The 15,346-nt window shown below is 67.9% G+C and carries 17 protein-coding genes; 12 read left to right on the top strand and 5 right to left on the bottom strand.

The annotated features are described in order from the left end of the window. Positions 1-252 precede the first annotated feature (252 nt). Both OG798_RS40610 and OG798_RS40605 read right to left on the bottom strand, forming a co-directional pair. Entirely contained in the window at positions 253-1,254 is a 1,002-nt protein-coding gene (locus tag OG798_RS40610; RefSeq protein WP_267063218.1) for an SRPBCC family protein, read from the bottom strand. A 3-nt stretch (positions 1,255-1,257) separates the two neighbouring features. Next, positions 1,258-2,262 (bottom strand): histone protein, encoded by a 1,005-nt coding sequence (locus OG798_RS40605; RefSeq protein WP_328758635.1) that lies wholly within the window; start codon positions 2,260-2,262, stop codon positions 1,258-1,260. Between the two features lie 279 nt (positions 2,263-2,541). Here OG798_RS40605 and OG798_RS40600 point away from each other — a divergent pair, with 279 nt between their 5' ends. The 11 genes from OG798_RS40600 (at position 2,542) to OG798_RS40550 (ending at position 7,556) form a co-directional block, all read left to right on the top strand. Then, positions 2,542-2,892 carry a gas vesicle protein GvpO gene (locus OG798_RS40600; protein WP_095857675.1) on the top strand — a complete coding sequence of 117 codons (351 nt, stop codon included), beginning with the start codon at positions 2,542-2,544 and terminating at the stop codon, positions 2,890-2,892. Between the two features lie 28 nt (positions 2,893-2,920). After that, complete coding sequence (locus tag OG798_RS40595) at positions 2,921-3,397, top strand: gas vesicle structural protein GvpA (RefSeq protein ID WP_267063216.1); 477 nt, start codon at positions 2,921-2,923, stop codon at positions 3,395-3,397. Positions 3,398-3,424: 27 nt separating this feature from the next. Next, complete coding sequence (locus tag OG798_RS40590) at positions 3,425-4,138, top strand: GvpL/GvpF family gas vesicle protein (RefSeq protein WP_121414607.1); 714 nt, start codon at positions 3,425-3,427, stop codon at positions 4,136-4,138. 10 nt (positions 4,139-4,148) lie between these two features. Then, positions 4,149-4,391 (top strand): gas vesicle protein GvpG, encoded by a 243-nt coding sequence (locus OG798_RS40585; protein WP_121414608.1) that lies wholly within the window; start codon positions 4,149-4,151, stop codon positions 4,389-4,391. Between the two features lie 39 nt (positions 4,392-4,430). Next, positions 4,431-4,838, top strand: coding sequence for a gas vesicle protein (locus tag OG798_RS40580; RefSeq protein ID WP_095851852.1), 408 nt, complete (start codon positions 4,431-4,433; stop codon positions 4,836-4,838). Further along, positions 4,831-5,658, top strand: coding sequence for a GvpL/GvpF family gas vesicle protein (locus tag OG798_RS40575; RefSeq protein WP_328758634.1), 828 nt, complete (start codon positions 4,831-4,833; stop codon positions 5,656-5,658). Before OG798_RS40580 ends, OG798_RS40575 begins: the two co-directional genes overlap by 8 nt. Beyond that, positions 5,655-5,897, top strand: a complete 243-nt coding sequence (locus OG798_RS40570) for a gas vesicle protein (protein ID WP_121414609.1) — start codon at positions 5,655-5,657, stop codon at positions 5,895-5,897. The genes OG798_RS40575 and OG798_RS40570 overlap by 4 nt, the downstream gene beginning before the upstream one ends. Then, positions 5,887-6,297 carry a gas vesicle protein K gene (locus tag OG798_RS40565; protein WP_121414610.1) on the top strand — a complete coding sequence of 137 codons (411 nt, stop codon included), beginning with the start codon at positions 5,887-5,889 and terminating at the stop codon, positions 6,295-6,297. The genes OG798_RS40570 and OG798_RS40565 overlap by 11 nt, the downstream gene beginning before the upstream one ends. Before the next feature lie 198 nt (positions 6,298-6,495). After that, complete coding sequence (locus OG798_RS40560; protein ID WP_095851855.1) at positions 6,496-6,651, top strand: DUF6131 family protein; 156 nt, start codon at positions 6,496-6,498, stop codon at positions 6,649-6,651. 84 nt (positions 6,652-6,735) lie between these two features. Then, on the top strand, positions 6,736-7,137 hold the full coding sequence (locus OG798_RS40555) for a hypothetical protein (protein WP_328758633.1): 402 nt from the start codon (positions 6,736-6,738) through the stop codon (positions 7,135-7,137). A gap of 245 nt (positions 7,138-7,382) precedes the next feature. Next, a complete protein-coding gene (locus OG798_RS40550; RefSeq protein WP_183127105.1) occupies positions 7,383-7,556 on the top strand; it encodes a hypothetical protein in 174 nt (57 codons plus the stop codon). 304 nt (positions 7,557-7,860) lie between these two features. Here OG798_RS40550 and OG798_RS40545 read toward each other — a convergent pair whose 3' ends face one another. The 3 genes from OG798_RS40545 to OG798_RS40535 all read right to left on the bottom strand — a co-directional run bounded on the left by OG798_RS40545 (position 7,861) and on the right by OG798_RS40535 (position 13,726). Next, on the bottom strand, positions 7,861-9,786 hold the full coding sequence (locus tag OG798_RS40545; protein ID WP_328758632.1) for an FHA domain-containing protein: 1,926 nt from the start codon (positions 9,784-9,786) through the stop codon (positions 7,861-7,863). Positions 9,787-10,056: 270 nt separating this feature from the next. Beyond that, entirely contained in the window at positions 10,057-11,823 is a 1,767-nt protein-coding gene (locus tag OG798_RS40540) for a serine/threonine-protein kinase (RefSeq protein WP_328758631.1), read from the bottom strand. 364 nt (positions 11,824-12,187) lie between these two features. Beyond that, positions 12,188-13,726, bottom strand: coding sequence for an IucA/IucC family protein (locus tag OG798_RS40535; protein ID WP_413253602.1), 1,539 nt, complete (start codon positions 13,724-13,726; stop codon positions 12,188-12,190). 86 nt (positions 13,727-13,812) lie between these two features. On the opposite strand from OG798_RS40535, the gene OG798_RS40530 reads away from it, so the two are divergent. Then, the gene (locus tag OG798_RS40530; RefSeq protein WP_328758629.1) at positions 13,813-15,309 is read left to right on the top strand and encodes an IucA/IucC family protein; all 1,497 of its coding nucleotides are present in this window, start codon (positions 13,813-13,815) and stop codon (positions 15,307-15,309) included. Positions 15,310-15,346 lie beyond the last annotated feature (37 nt).

Below are 15,346 nucleotides of genomic sequence, written 5' to 3'. Positions count from 1 at the left end.
ACGTACGTACGGCTGGTCCGCACCTTCGGGACCTGGTGTCGTCGACGTCGATACCGCGCCGGACGCGGGTGGTCGCGAAGTAGTTCAAGCGACGCGCCCGCGCCCGCCCGATGGCTTCTCCGACCGGTCGCGGTCACTCCGGCCGGACGACGAGATCCGAGAGTCCAGGAACGCCAGCCGACCACCTCTCGGGGCAGGTCACGCCAAGGGGGATCGCACGGCTCGGGCCGATCGCACGGCTCGGGCCGCGTGTCAGCGCTCGTCCTCGTCGTCCTGCTCGTCCTCCTCCTCGTACTCGTCCTCTGGCCCCTCTTCGTCGTACTCCTCTTCCTCCTCCTCTTCGTCGGGCTCCTCCTCTTCGTCGGGCGCCTCCTCGTCGGGCGCCTCCTCGTCGTACTCCTCCTGCTCCTCGTCCTCCCCTGCCGCTTCCTCCTCTTCCAGTGCTTCCTCATGGCTGCGAACTACCTCGCCGTCGCGGATCTCTCCGCGCCAGCCCTCGACGTCCTCGTCGGCGAACGTGACATAGCGCTGGAAGTTCTTGAAGTCCAGCCGCAAACGGCGTCCTTGGGCACGCCACAGGTTGCCCGTCTTCTCGAAGAAACCCGAGGGGTAGTACTCGACGACCAGCACGATCCGCGTCAGGTCGGGCGTGAGTTCGTGGAAACTGACACAGCCGTGAGTAGTGCCCTTCGCACCCTCGGAGCTCCACACGATTCGATCGTCCGGCACCTGTTCCTGAACCGTCGCCTTCCAACCGCGAGTCGAGGGACCGACCTTCACCTTCCAGTCACTGGCGGTCTCGTCGTTCCGGGACACACTCCGTACGCCTTTGGTGAAGTCGCTGAACTCCTCGTACTGGGTCCAGTAGTTGTACGCCACGCGGATCGGCACACCCACGTCCAGCACTTCAATGATGTTCATCACCTTGGTGCTGCCGGACTTGCCCCCACGCCCCCCGCCGAAAACGCTCTTGACCTTGTCCATCACATTGTCTTTGAGGCCCTTGGCCTTCTCACCGACGAACGCCTTCAAGGGGGAATCACCCTTGAGGATGCGTCCGCCGATGCCCAGAAGGGACCCGGACCCGCCGTTCTCGGCCGTGTCAAGGAGTTGGTCGGTGACATCCCCCAACTTTTCCCCGGCCTTGTCGACGAGATGTTCGACCTGGGCACCGAGGAAATCGGTCAGTTCACCGCGCAACATGTCGAGGCCGGAGCCCTCTCCCCGGCCAGAGTCACGCTCTTTGTCGGCCATGACCTACCTCCGCCGCGCAGGAGTCTTCTTGGCAGTCGCCTTCTTCGCGGGGGCCGCCTTCTTGGACGGGGCCTTCTTCGCGGACGCGCTCTTCGTCGGTGCCCTCTTCGCCGCCGCCTTCTTGGCAGGGGGCGGCGACTTCTTCGCGGTCTTCTTCGCCGGCGCCGACTTCTTGGCAGCAGTCTTCTTGGCCGCGGGCCTCTGCGCCGCCGCCTTCTTGGCCGGGGGCCTCTGCGCCGCGGTCTTCTTCGCGGGAGCCTTCTTCTCGGGAGTCCTCCTCGCAGGAGTCCTCTTCCTCGCGGGAGCGGCTTCCTTGGCGGCCGCCCTACGGGGAGAGGGTTTGACCGCGTGCTTCCTTCCCGCTACGGGGCGGCGACGACGCCGTGGCGGCTCCTCCTCAGCCTCTTCCTCCGGCTCTTCCTCCGGCTCTTCCTCCTCCTCCGGTTCTTCTTCCTCTTCTTCTTCCTCCTCCGCTTCCGCCTCCGGTTCTTCTGCCTCCGGTTCCTCTTCCTCCTCTTCCTCCTCCTCTTCTTCTTCGAATTCCCCCTCAGGCTCTTCCTCGCCCTCTTCCTCCTCCGGTTCCTCCTCGCCCTCCGTCTCCTCCGGTTCCTCCTCGCCCTCCGTCTCCTCCTCGTCTTCGTAGCGCTCCTCGCCCTCCTCCGGTTCTTCCTCGCCCTCTTCCTCCTCGCCCTTCTCCTCACCGATGCGCAGCGTGCGCTCGTGGAGAGAGTCGGCGAGGTCGGCGAGGCGCCGGTCGGCGGTGGCGGCCAGGGCTTTGCGTCCGGCGTCCAGCAGCTCGCCGCGCACCTGCTCGTTCAGCTCGGCGACTCCAGGAACGTCACTGAGTTTCTTCAGGCCGGTCGTCACCAGCTGCTGCGGATCTAGCCCAAATCGGCGACCTGCGAGATAGGTTGCCAGCCCGAAGGCGAAACGGGCTTTCTTCGTACGTCCGAGCACATAACCGGCTGCGACCGCGGCGGCGAGGCCGATCTTGGTCGTGTCGTTCATGAGGCAGTTCCCTTCGGAAAGGGGAGATGAACACACTCGAATACGGGCCAACATCCCCTGCCCAACCAGTGATTGAGACAGAAGCGGATCGCACGCGACGCGTCTCCCGGCCCGCTGAGAGCACCCCGAACACGTCATGCGGCCCCACCGGGGCGGGTCCTCGCCCCACCGGGCAGGTTCGCTCAGAGCCATCCATGCCCGACGATATGTACCCCTATATGATGGAATTATAGTGTTCGTGCGTGGAGTATGGCGCGCGCTCCGACCATCGGAGAGACCATGGCCGCAGCAGAACCCCGGCGGCGATCCAGCAGCAGTGGCCGCAGCACGGACCGGGGGACCACAGGTGGCCCCCGGCGACGCTCCGGCAAGGGCAACGCAGCCTGGGCCATTCGTTCCGCAGTCGAACAACTTCAGGAGTTGCTCGGGCGGGCCCCCGAGTCCGTCTCGGCACTGAAATCCACCGAGGCCGGTTGGGAGGCCGACGTGGAGGTACTCGAACTGGAACGCGTCCCCGAAACCACGAGTGTGATGGCTACCTACCGAGTGACGCTGGACGACGAAGGCGACCTGGTGGAGTACCGAAGGACGCGCCGCTACAGCCGCGGCCAGATCGACCGGCTGGGCTGAGGCCGCAACGGCCATGAAGGGAGGCACCATGACGGTGGTGCCACAGAGTGGAGGCGCTGTCGCGCGCGGTGGTGGCGGTGGCACCAGCCTCTACGACGTCTTGGAACTCATTCTCGATCGCGGGCTTGTCATCGATGTCTTCGTCCGCGTGTCACTGGTGGGGATCGAAATCCTCAAGATCGACGCTCGTATTGTCGTGGCCAGTGTCGACACCTATTTGCGTTTCGCCGAAGCATGCAACCGTCTCGACCTCGAGACGGGGAGGAAGGCACCCGCCCAGTTGACCGACATCGTCGGAGACACGATGGAGAGCGGAGCCAAGGGCAAATCCAAGGGGGCCCTCTCCGGCGCGGCGGAAGCGGTCACCGATTCCCTCAAGGGGATCACCAGCCGTGACGACAGCGAAGAGGAGGAGGCCGAGGAGGAAGACGAGGGCAAGGAAAAGGAACCCGTGGAGAGGCGACGGCGGCCGGCTCGGCGCACCTCCCGACGTGAGCGCGAATAAGGCTCGCCCGGCGAGAAGGAATGAGCCATGGCCGTATACATCTACTCCATCACCGACAAGCAGCACCCGCTCCGCCTCGACGGTCTCAGCGGAGTCGGTGAGTCACCGGCGGACCTGCGGGCAGTGACGGCGGGACCGCTGTGCGCCGTGGTCAGCGACGCGCCAGAGGATCTACGCCCCAAGCGTCGCGACATCATCGCCCACCAGGAAGTGCAGAAGCGCCTCATGGCTGACGGCACCGTGCTCCCCATGCGGTTCGGCCTCATCGCCGAGAACGACGAGGCCATCCAGCTGGCTCTGGAGCAGAATGCCGCGGACTATACGGACAGGCTTCAAGTACTGGAGGGGTGCACCGAGTACCACCTCAAAGCATCGCAGGACGAAGACGCGCTGCTGCGGCAGATCCTGCAGGAGTCGGACGTGGCGCGAGAACTCAATGAAGAGATCCGCGGCGGCACCGCCGACCCCGACGCGTCACTGCAACTCGGTGAGCTGGTCGCCCAAGAGGTGCAGGCACGGCAAGAGGCACTGGCGGCGGGTGTGGTCGAAGCACTGCGCCCCTTCGCCCGGACGCTTGAAACATCCCAGCCGACGGGTTCGGACTTCATCAACGTGTCGTTCCTGGTGACCGAGGAGCAGGAAGAGGCATTCGTCACCTCGGAGTTGAGCGTCGCCCACCAGATGGGCGACGACTTCGACTTCCGGCTCAACGGCCCCCTGCCCCCCTACAGCTTCGTCTGAAGGAGTTCTCATGGGCCTGCTCACACAGCTCGTCACCCTTCCCCTGGCGCCCGTGCGCGGCGTCGTATGGGTCGTGGAGCGCGTCCGGGAGGAAGCCGAGAACCAGTACTACGACCCCGCACCGGTGCACCGCGAACTCGCCGAGCTCGAACGTCTCTTCGTCGCAGGCGACATCGACGAGGAGACGTTCGACCGGCGCGAGGACGAACTGCTCGACCGGCTGGAGGAGATCCGTGCCTATCGGCAGGGCTGACACTCCTGATCCGGCACGAGGGAATTCGAGGCCGCAACCGTGACTGAACCCCTGGCCAACAGGCTTGGTTCCTATCCGTCCCGAGCAGCGCCCCCCTACGGGCAGGGATCCTCCGCGAATCTCGCCGACATCCTTGAACGGGTTCTCGACAAGGGCATCGTCATCGCAGGCGACATACAGATCAACCTTCTCGACATCGAGCTGTTGACCATCAAGCTGCGCCTCCTGGTCGCCTCCGTCGACAAAGCGAAGGAAATGGGCATCGACTGGTGGGAGCACGACCCCTCGCTGTCCTCTCGGAGCAGGGGTGAACAGTCACTGGCCGAGGAGAACCGCCGGTTGCGGGCCGAGATCGATGCCATCCGCCAGGCCAACGCCCTCCCCGCGAAGGAGGAAGCGCCCCGGGACACGCGCAGCCATCGCCGGGGAAGTGCTCGCGATGAGTGACCTGCTGACATACGCGTATGCGGTGGTACGCAACGCCGAAGGACTGCGGGAGGCAACCGCGCCGCTCCGAGGCGTCGCCGACTCTCCGGTCAGCCTCGTCACCGACTCCGGTGACGATCAGCTGGGGCTCGTGGTGAGCCATGTGCCCGGACAGGACTTCCAGGAGGACGCTCTCAAACAGCATCTCGAGGACCTGGAGTGGCTGGAGGCGGTGGCCCGTGCTCACCACGGCGTCATCGAGGCCTTGGGCGAGCGCACCACCGTGCTTCCGCTGCGCCTGGCGACCGTCTATCTCGACGACAACCGGGCTCGGGAGATGCTGGAAGCCGGGCGGACCATGTTCGCGGAGCGCCTGGCTCTGCTCTCCGAACATGTCGAATGGGGTGTCAAGATCTACGTCGAATCGGCTACGGCCCTCACGGAGCCGACCGTTCCCGCGGCAGAGCTGACCCCCGGGCGCGCCTACCTGCGTAACCGCCGGCAACAGCAAAGTGTTCGCGACACCGTGTACCAGGCGGCGCAGAAAGCCGCCGAGCGGGTGGAGGCCGCGGGCCGCAAGCACGCCTCCGACCGCGTCCGCCATCGCGTACAGCAAGGTCTTCTCGCCGACACGGCCGGCGCCGTCGGCGAGAACGTCGTCAACGACGCGTACCTTGTGCCCCTGAAGCGATGCGACGACTTCCTGGCCGACGTGACACATGCCGCTGAAGGGCTGGACGGGGTACGGGTCGAAGCCACCGGCCCCTGGGCTCCGTACTCCTTCGCCATGCCATTCGATGAATCCGGCGGTGCTGCAGCTGCGGAGGGAGCACCTCCGTGAGCACGCCTGGCCCTCCGCCGGAGGCAGAGCGCCTGCCTCAGCGGCAGGTCGCTCTCATCGATCTGTTGGACCGACTTCTGAGCGGTGGGGTCGTCCTCACCGGTGACGTTGTGCTGTCCATCGCGGACATCGATCTCGTACGTATCTCACTGCGCGCCCTGATCGTTTCCATCAGCGAGCAGAATCCCTCGCCATGGACGAGGACGAATCCGCCACAAGGCGGCGTCCATGACAACTGAGGGAGAGAGCCGACCGCCGCGCCGCGCCGACGAGGTCGCCGAGGCCGCCGCACGCGCCTTCCGGCTGCTGCCCGCCGCCCCACGCGACCTGCACCCGCCGGTCGGCAAGGGCTCGCGTTCTCCGGCCCGGCGGATCAGCTCCGACCGCGACACCGTCGAACGGGACCTCATGAAGCTCGTCCTCACCCTCGTGGAACTGCTGCGCCAGCTCATGGAACGACAGGCCCTGCACCGCGTCGACCAAGGAGACCTCACCGACGAACAGGAAGAACGCCTGGGAGCGACCCTCATGCTCCTCCACGACCGCATGAGCGACCTGTGCGCCCAGTACGGACTGACCATGGAGGACCTCAACCTCGACCTCGGGCCGCTGGGCACACTGCTGCCGCCCTCCGACTGAATCCCCGGCAACGCGGCAGCACCGAGAGGACCCCGCCCGTGAATGGGACCCCGCCCTGCTCAAGGCCCGGGTTCGTTCTCTTGTAGGCGCCTGGACCAGCCCGCCTCGGCAGACGCCCGTCCCTTGTGGACGGCAGCGCGTTGGGGGCGCGGATGTGCCTACTCTGGAAGAGGCATCACAGCGAAATCGGAGGACACCATGATCGTCCTCGGCATCATTCTGCTCGTCATCGGCCTCGTCGCCGGAATCAGCATCCTGTGGACCATCGGCGTGATTCTCGTCGTCATCGGAGTCGTCCTGTGGATTGTGGGCGCCCTCGGCCACGGTGTCGGCGGACGCAAGCACTACTGGTAGCAGCCACCTCAGCACAGGGAGCTTCGCAATCCGTAGAGCTCACACAAGACGTACTCAGTGCAAGAACGGAAGGCAGGCCAGGCCATGGCCAAGGAGCCGAAGTCATCCCAGCCCCCGCGCGGTGAGGGTCCCAGCCGGCACAAGGGCACCCAGCAGCACGGCTGGTCTCCGGACGTCGACGAGACCCGCCAACAGGACAACCCGAGCGCCCACCGCTCCTTCCACCCCGACCAGCACGCTCCCGACAAGGGCCCCGGGCGCACGGTCTCCAAAGAAGAGGCCGGGAATCCGCACGGCAGGCCCGTGAAGAGCACGAGCGACCGCGGAGAGGAACAGAGCAAGGCCCGCAGTGACGAGAAGGGCATGCACGACACCGGCCCCAAGGGCCGCTCCCAACGTCCCAGCGGAACCAGGGACGCATCCGCCACCACCGGCGTCGACCCCCAGGACCCGCAGGACCCGCCCGGCAACCGCCGGGCCCGCTGACCCTGGGCAAGACCACCACCCGCTTCGGACACGTCGACCTTTGGGGAAATCGAGGAGCTCGGCTATCTCGAACAGCCGCCTAGGCTGCCGTCACAGCTCTGGTACGCGGCCCGTCGGCCTCGATGGCAGTCGCACGGACTAGATGGGACGTTGCACTCCGTGGGGCGCGGCGCATGAAACACCGCCTGCTCAGGGTTTTGCTCCTGTCTCAAGGGCACTCGGCCAGTGAGCGCGGAGGTACTGAGATGAGTGCTGGAGAGAAAGCCAAGGCAAAGGCTGAACAGGTTGTCGGAAGGACCGTGCGAAAGGCGGCCCACGCGGCGCACAAGGATGTCCTCGCAGCAAAGGGCGCCGCCCTCGAAGCGCGGGGCATGATGCGGGGCGCGAAAGAGAGGACCAAGGACTCCTTCAAGCGCTGACAATGTCACGACATTGAGTCACCGTGGTCGCCTGGCACTGAACCATTGATAAGGGAAACGGCACGGGGACCAGTCCGGGAGTGGGGTTTCGCGCCCCAAGGCTCAACCGAACCGAAAAAGGCCCCGGGACTGTCGACCGATCCACCTCGTTCAGCATTTCCTCAGGCCAGCCAAGGTAATCGACGTGCGCCCCCTGCCTTCATCATGATCATGCCCTGTACGACTTCGGAGAACATGGCTCCTCTTCTTCGTTCCTGAAGAAGAGGAGCCATGTTCTCCTCGCCGCGGAATGTCCCGCCCGGACTCAGACCGGGTTGGAGGGCACGGAATCCTGCGGTATGAGGGCCGGCGGGCCGATGCGCGGGTCGGTGGGGCGAGGGACGTAGACGGGGGAGTCCGACTGGTAGAAGAGGTCGATGTCGGCCTCCTCGCCGCCGACGATCAGCGTGTCCCACGCGCCGCTTTCCTGGAGCGTGCGGAGCGTGGCCGGGTCCAGCGTCAAGAGGTGGTTGCGCAGTTCCTCGTCCGTGGGCATACCGGGGAGACGGGTGGCGAGGCGCTCGCGTATCGCGGTCATGCGCTCCAGCAGGGCGTCGAGGGACGCGTGCTCGGGTTCGGAGCCGTCGCCGGGTTCCGGTTCCATGCTGCGGGCGATGATGTCCTTGATGGCGCGGGTGACGCCCTGTTCGTCGGTGGTGACCATGGCGTTCCAGGCCCGGCTCTTGTGCCGGTACTGAAGCATGGACATGGCCGCCTCGTGCCGGATGAAGTCGGCGTCGCGCAGCGGCTTTCCCTGCCATGTGCGGCTGAGGGAGCGGGCGAGTGAAGTGGCGGAGGCGAGACCGCTGTTGAGACCGCGACCCGGCCAGAAGTGGATGGCGTTGGCCGCGTCGCCCAGCAGGAGGCCGTACGTGCCGGGGCCCGTCGCGGTCGGGCGGCTCAGCTGCGCCGTGAACCGCGGGCGCTGCACCATGTCCAGGCGGAACGACGTGATCGCGGTGAGGTCGTTCTCCGGGACGCCGAACAGCTTCAGTCCCTCCCGGATCCGCTTCCACAAGGGCGAACTGCGCAGCAGGGCGGGCAGGAAGAGGGTTCCGTGCGTGGGACAGCGGAACTCGTGGTCCTCTTCGCGGCTCATGACGCAGGGGCGAGCGGCGATGCACTCCTCGAAGACCTGACGGATCACGTTGCGGGCCTCCTCGCGGGTGAGCCGCATGTTCAAGAAGCCCTCGCCGCGCAGCGAGTTGAGAAGAAACCTGTTCTGCGACACGGTCAGCAGGACGCTCATCTGGTCCGAGAGCGGGGACTTCACCCGAAGCCCCAGCACCACGTCCTGCAGGTGGTCGCCGTCAAGGGAGTAGATCGAGGCGTCGGCCGCGCCGAAGCGGTCGGCGTAGTGCTCCCGCGTACGGGATCGTCCGCCTTCGCAGATCGCCAGGACATGTTCCTGCGAGAGCCGACTCTGGTGCTCCGACGGGTCGAACCGCTCCGGCACCAGCCGGATCGCGGCGTTCTTGTTCGCCAACTCCAGCAGGCGGTCCTCGATGTAGGCGATCCGGATGTTGCGCGGAGGCAGGCCGTCCACGGAGTCCGGTCCGACGGGCCACATCTCCGAATAGTCGCCCACGTCGCCGAACAGCGCCGACTGTATGTCCTCGGGCAGAGCGAGGTACTGCCGGCTCTGGACGGTCACGACCTGTTGGCGACGGACGTTCCCCTGGGTCTCGTCCTTCCAGACGACGGTGGAGCCGTTCTTGGTCCACCGCCCTTCGTAGACCGTGATCGAGACCCGCCCGCGCAGCATGTTCTCCAGCGTCAGCGCGAAGGCGAGGCCCACCGGGCCGCCGCCGGTGACGGTGACCCTGAGCACGCCAGGGTCCGCGGAGGCGCTCACCCGGGGTGCGTCGAGGTGGGAGAGATCCATCATCGTCTCGATGGCGTCCTCCGACTCGAAGAGGAAGGTTTCCTCACCGATGCGGATGCGGTCGCCGGAGCGCAGTGCATGCCGTGTGATGCGCTGGTCGTTGACGAAGGTGCCGTTCCGGCTGTTGCGGTCATAGAGCACGAAGCCGGCATCCTCCTCGAGGATTTCGGCGTGCAGACGGGAGGCGTTGGCGCTGACGATCACGACGTCGTTGTCGCTCTTGCGACCGAACGTCAGTGGAGCAGCGCTCAGGACCACGCTTTGACCAGTGAAGGGGCCCGTTTGCCCCAGGATGACCGATGGCACTGATACTCCTTATGAACGACATCCAACTGCGAAAGAGAGGCCGCGTGACGCGGCTGACCCGACACGAGACCGGAGCCTTCACTCAAACGTGAACGTGACCTGGTTTAGTTCGATTCTTGCGACAAATTCGTTCCACGCTTCGTCGCGGGGCCGCGATCCGGACACCTCGCCGCACTGCGGGAGAACTCCGGGCACGGGACGGCCGGGACCGAGGGCCGCCCCGCTCTGCAACGCGGTCCGAGCCGTCGGTCGGTGCCCGGACGGCGTGCCTCAGTTCGTTCCGTTCTCGCAAGTCAGCGATAGAGGAACCGTGTTGGACTTGCCTTGCACGGGTGCCTTGAGCTCCACGCCGATCTCGCTCTCGAGCTTGCCGGCTTCCGCCCACGTGCTCAGGCTCACCGTGTCCTGCTTGCTGAGCCCTCCGTCGTCCGAGAACACCAGCGTCCTCCAGTGCGGATCGGTCACCGAGCCGTCCTTGGACACCCACCGGTAGGAGAATTGGGCCGGGAGCCGGTCCACCGTGAACGTCGCCGTGAAGGTGGGCGCCTGCTCGCTCGGCGGCGGGCACTGTCCCGAGTACGTCGTGTGCGAACCCGTCACCGTCACCCGCACCCCCAGGGTGGCGGAGGCGCCTTGGTCGTCGCCCTGTGTGCTCGCGGCGGTGGCATTCTCGGCGTTTTTCGAGGCCGAGCCGGCCCCTGCGGTGGTGTTGCCGGCGCTCTTCCGATCTCCGCTTCCGTTTCCGTCGTTCATGAGCGCATAGCCCACTCCGGCCAGCGCCAGCACGCACAGGGACACGCCCGTGGCGACGAGCGCGATGCTGCGTCGGCTGCGCCGCGCGTCAACCGGGGGGACGGAGGAAGCGGGTGTTCCCGCGGCACTCGGATCCGCGTCCGCTGCCGGCGCCGGCGCCAGGGAATGCGTGACCGTGGGCTGCGTCACGGGATCCGTGTCCGCCACCTGCGCCGAAGGTTCCGCGACCGTGGGCTGCGCCGAAGGTTCCGCGACCGTGGGCTGCGCCGAAGGTTCCGCGACCGTCGTCTGTGCCCGGGGATCAATGACCGTCGGCTGTGCCAAGGAATGCGTGACCGTGGGCTGTTCCCCAGGATCCGAGGGAGACGTTCGCGTCGTGGGCTGCGTCGAGACGGTCGGGGAGTCGGAGGACGGCTGCACGGCTCCCGTGTCGGGGATGCCGCCCTGGCCGATGAGCCGCAGGTCCTGCTCCGCCTGCTCGGCGGTGAGGCGTTCGTCCGGATCCTTGCGCAGCAGCCCCTCGATGACCGGAGTGAGAGCGCCGGCCCGGCGGACTTGCGGCAACTCCGCGTCCACGATGGCCCGCAGGGTGCTGAGCGGGGTGTTCTGGCGGAAGGGGGAGCGCGCCTCGACGGCCGCGTACAGCAGCACGCCGAGCGACCACAGGTCCGACGCGGGCCCGGACCGTCGGCCCAACGCCCGCTCCGGAGCCAGGAACTCGGGCGATCCGACGACCTCACCGGTCATGGTGAGCGCGGAGTCGCCCTCGATCATGGCGATGCCGAAATCGGTGAGCACCACCCGGCCGTCCTTGGCTATCAGCACATTGGCCGGTTTCACGTCGCGGTGCAGCACGCCGGTCTCGTGGGCGGCGTGGAGCGCGGCAAGCACCTCGAGGCCGATGGAAGCGGCACGTTGCGGGGAGAGCCGGCCCTCGGTCTTGAGCAGGTCGGCCAGCGACTGACCGCGGACCAACTCCATCACGATCCACGGGCGGCCCTCCTCCATGGCCACGTCGTAGACGGTCACCACGTTCGGATGCGCCACCCGGGCCGCAGCCCACGCCTCGCGCTCCAGCCGCGTGTACATCCGGTCGATGTCGGACGCCGCCAGTCCGGCAGGCGCCCGGACCTCCTTGATGGCAACCTCGCGGTGCAGCACCTTGTCGTAGGCGCGCCACACGGTGCCCATGCCGCCCGCACCGAGGGGCGACAGCAGACTGTAGCGGCCGGCGATCACACGTTCGCTGCCCGACTCTTGGGACACGGTGTCCTCATTGGCCATCGGAGCGATTCTCCCTTTCCCTACCCAAGCTGCTCGTCAGAGCGCGGACATCGCACGTGGACCATGCACCTGGCCTGCCCGGAAAGCAGGGCACGGACGGGGTGACCCCACAGCGGAGGAACCCGCGGCGACCCAACGGACTAATCCGACGGTGATCGTACCGTCGTTTACCGGACGCGGGAGCAGACGTGTGCGCGGTACCGCCCGGGTCAGATCGCTCCATCATCACGTTCATCTGTCGTCCCCTGTTGTTCACCTCGCCAGGTCGGCGGGCCGGTGGTGGAGGTCTGCCCGGATCCAGGGGGCCGGCACGGGAGTTGAGCCGGTCGGTCGCCAGACCAGGAGCGTGAAGAGGAACCCGGTACTAGGCGCGGGCCAGCGGGTTAGGCAGCGGGAGGTAGCGGGCGTCCGCGCCGTCCGCGCCCGTCCAGCGAAGCAGCAGGTTCGTCTTGCCGGGGAGCGTGGGGGCGGTGAGCAACTCCGCGATCTCGTGCGCGATCCCGGGCAGGCCGTGGTGGGCCAGTTCGGTCCGTACGGCGGGCCACGGGTCCCAGCCCGGGTGGTCCTCCGCGAGCAGGGCGGCGAGTTCTGACACGTTGTTGACGATCAGGCAGTAGACCAGCCGCTCCCATCCGGCGGCCCGGTCCACGTCCGTGAGCAGCTTCACGCCCTCCGCGTCCCTGAACAGCGCCTGCACGGGGATGCCGTCGGTGTCCACGGCCACCACCGTGTTCTGCAGATGCGCCTCCAGGACGACTCCGTGCCGCGCGAACGCTTCCAGGGCCGGGGGGACGACCTGGCGCAGATACGCCGTCCACCAGGCGGACGGGTCGGCGAGACCGTCGAGGGGGCTGCCCTCGAAGCCCTCGACAAGGGCGGCGGCGAGGAGCGGGGTCGCGCCGGGGACGACGTGCTCGCGCAGCCCGTCGCGGACGAGGACCGCGAGTTCTTCGAAGGCGAAGTCGGCGGTGCGGTAGCCGCGGTCGCTCAGCCAGGCGGCGCCCGTGCCTGTCCCCGTGGTCGTAGTCGTAGGCGCGAACGCGGCGGCTGTCGCCTCGTCAGTACGACGCAGTTTCAGCAGGTCGTGGCGCCACAGCCGACGGATGTCGTTGGTGATGCGCACGTCGAGGCTGAACTTGACGAAGACGTCGTCCTCGGGGGCGTAGAGCGTGCGGATGGCGGCCGTCGGCCACAGCGGGCGCACGGTACGGCCCAGGCGGATCAGCCGGCCGTCCGCGAAGGCGCCCCGGATCTCCGGGCGGGCGCCGACCAGGTCGAGCTGCCAGGGGTGGGCCGGAAGCAGCCGGTAGCCCTCCGGGGACGGCCCGAAGTCGTCCAGCGCCGAGGTGTCGCCCTCCTCGACGACCGCGTCCTCCCGCACGCCGAGCAACTCCAGCGGGAAGCGGGCGTAAGCCTCGGGCGCGTACGGCAGCCAGCCGGCGACGGGGCCGCCGCCCCGGGCCTTGGGCGCCGGGTGGTACGGGTGCCCGGTGATCAGGGACTGCTCGGAGCGGATGTACGGGTCCGCGGGCGGCGTCGCGTGCAGGCGGGCGGCGAGCAGTGTGGCCACCGCGCTCCGGCTGTCGATCATCTCGGCGGGCAGCTCTGGATCGGACAGACCGGTGAATCCGCGCAGTTCCTCGGCGGTGAGTTTGACCAGTTCGGCGTGGGTGAGCCGGTGCCAGGCCCCGTCGGCGTACGCCTCGGGCGCCACGGGCCTGCGCGTCCCCCGCACCCGCAGCAGCCGCCCGCTGGAGCGGAGCCGGAACACGCCGGAGCCCTCGGCGGGCTCCCCCACCTCCCGCAGCAGACAATTGAGCAGAGGCGCGGCGGCGTACTCGTCGGCGGCCTCTTCTATGTCGTCCCTGAGGTGCCTGGGGGGCATGGAGTCCACGCGATCCATTCATTCCATACGGTGCACTGGTGATCAGTATGTCTGTCGGCGCGGGCGACCGCGACGCGCAGTCCCCGTACCCAAGGAGCCCGACCGTGCACCGTCCCCCCACGCCCGACGCCGAGGCAGCGCTCGCGGACGAGCTGAGCGCCGTACGCCCCGCCCTCTCGGCGCCGTACGCGGCCGGGCTCCCCGGCGCCCGGGCGGCCGTGCTGAGCCGGCTGTGGCGTGCGCTGGCGTACGAGCCGATGCCGTGGATCGCGCGCCGCGAACCGGGGGCCGACGGGCTCACGCTCCACCTCACCGACGGCCGCCGGCTGCACGGCCCGCGCCCGGATCCGTACGCGACCACCTCGTACGTCACCGAGGTCCGGCTGGACAACACGGTGTACGAGCGTCCGGCGCGGCTCATGACGGCCCTCGGCGTACCGCACGCGACCGCCTTCGCCGTCGAGCTCGACGGCAGTGTCGCCTCGTTGGCCCTGTCCCGCGCGAACCAGCCCGCTGTCGACCATGAGCCCCTGATCAGCTGGGAGTGGGAGCAGCGGGTGGTCGACGGACATCCGTATCACCCCAACTGCCGCTCCCGGCCCGGGTTCTCGGTGGCCGAGCAGCTCGCCCACGGGCCGGAGCACCGGCCGGTCGTGGAACTCGGCCTGGTGGGCGCGGACGACTGTCTGGTCCGGGGTGAGTGGCCCAAGTGGCTGCGGGACGAGGACCGTTTCCTGATCCCCGTCCACCCCTGGCAGCTGGCGCACGTACTGCGAACCGCGCCCCAGGAGGCCGTCCCCGCGCACCCGTTGATGTCGCTGCGCACCCTCGCTCTGCCCGACGGACCGCACGTCAAGACCGCGCTGAGCGCCCGGCTGACCTCCTCCGTGCGGGACATCTCGGTCTACTCGATCGAGACGTCGGCGACGGTGTCGGCGTTCGCGGAGGACATGGCGGCCCGTACGGACGGCCTGCTGCACGTCACCCGCACCCTGGGCGCCGTCACGGCCCACTCCCCCGACCTGGCGGCGGTGCTGCGCGAGTCCCCGGACGTGTACGCGCACCCGGGCGAGCGCGTCCTGCCGGTGGCCGCCCTCGCCACCACCGAGCTGCCCCGATCGGCCGCCTGGCTGGCCGACTTCGCCCGCCTCGCGCTCACCGTCTGTCTGCGGCTGCTCGATCTGGGGGTGGCCCTGGAGGCGCACGGCCAGAACCTCCTGGTCGTACTGTCCGCCACCGGCGCCCCGGTCCGGCTCGTCTACCGCGATCTGGCCGACATCCGCGTGAGCCCGGCCCGGCTGGCCCGGCACGGCATCCCGGCTCCGGCGCTCTCCGGACGGATCGTCACGGACGATGTGACCACCCTGCGCCGCAAGATGTTCGGCTCGCTGATCGGCGGCACGCTGGGGGCGACGGCCGGTTCGTCGGCCGTACTGCGAGAGGCCCTGGAGACCGTCGTACGGGATCTGCCGCGCACCACGGACCTGGCGGTCCTGCTCGACGAGCCGCTGCCGACCAAGGCGTTGAGCCTGATGCGGCTGTCTCCGGAGACTCCGGGGGACATCTGGGCGCGGCTTCCCAACCCGTTCGCCACCCAATAGTTCGTAGATCGTTTTGAAGCCTGGCACCTTTGCTCCA

It is taken from the genome of Streptomyces sp. NBC_00271 (assembly GCF_036178845.1).
Lineage (GTDB): Bacteria > Actinomycetota > Actinomycetes > Streptomycetales > Streptomycetaceae > Streptomyces.
The sequence above is the reverse complement of the archived record's forward strand: the minus strand, read 5'-3'. Positions and strand labels throughout refer to the sequence as shown.

What these genes read in the sequence shown, in the direction of transcription:
- OG798_RS40610 (WP_267063218.1), bottom strand. Translation starts at nt 1,254, where the DNA reads ATGGCCGACAAAGAGCGTGACTCTGGCCGGGGAGAGGGCTCCGGCCTC.
- OG798_RS40605 (WP_328758635.1), bottom strand. Translation starts at nt 2,262, where the DNA reads ATGAACGACACGACCAAGATCGGCCTCGCCGCCGCGGTCGCAGCCGGT.
- OG798_RS40600 (WP_095857675.1), top strand. Translation starts at nt 2,542, where the DNA reads ATGGCCGCAGCAGAACCCCGGCGGCGATCCAGCAGCAGTGGCCGCAGC.
- OG798_RS40595 (WP_267063216.1), top strand. Translation starts at nt 2,921, where the DNA reads ATGACGGTGGTGCCACAGAGTGGAGGCGCTGTCGCGCGCGGTGGTGGC.
- OG798_RS40590 (WP_121414607.1), top strand. Translation starts at nt 3,425, where the DNA reads ATGGCCGTATACATCTACTCCATCACCGACAAGCAGCACCCGCTCCGC.
- OG798_RS40585 (WP_121414608.1), top strand. Translation starts at nt 4,149, where the DNA reads ATGGGCCTGCTCACACAGCTCGTCACCCTTCCCCTGGCGCCCGTGCGC.
- OG798_RS40575 (WP_328758634.1), top strand. Translation starts at nt 4,831, where the DNA reads ATGAGTGACCTGCTGACATACGCGTATGCGGTGGTACGCAACGCCGAA.
- OG798_RS40565 (WP_121414610.1), top strand. Translation starts at nt 5,887, where the DNA reads ATGACAACTGAGGGAGAGAGCCGACCGCCGCGCCGCGCCGACGAGGTC.
- OG798_RS40560 (WP_095851855.1), top strand. Translation starts at nt 6,496, where the DNA reads ATGATCGTCCTCGGCATCATTCTGCTCGTCATCGGCCTCGTCGCCGGA.
- OG798_RS40555 (WP_328758633.1), top strand. Translation starts at nt 6,736, where the DNA reads ATGGCCAAGGAGCCGAAGTCATCCCAGCCCCCGCGCGGTGAGGGTCCC.
- OG798_RS40550 (WP_183127105.1), top strand. Translation starts at nt 7,383, where the DNA reads ATGAGTGCTGGAGAGAAAGCCAAGGCAAAGGCTGAACAGGTTGTCGGA.
- OG798_RS40540 (WP_328758631.1), bottom strand. Translation starts at nt 11,823, where the DNA reads ATGGCCAATGAGGACACCGTGTCCCAAGAGTCGGGCAGCGAACGTGTG.
- OG798_RS40535 (WP_413253602.1), bottom strand. Translation starts at nt 13,726, where the DNA reads ATGGATCGCGTGGACTCCATGCCCCCCAGGCACCTCAGGGACGACATA.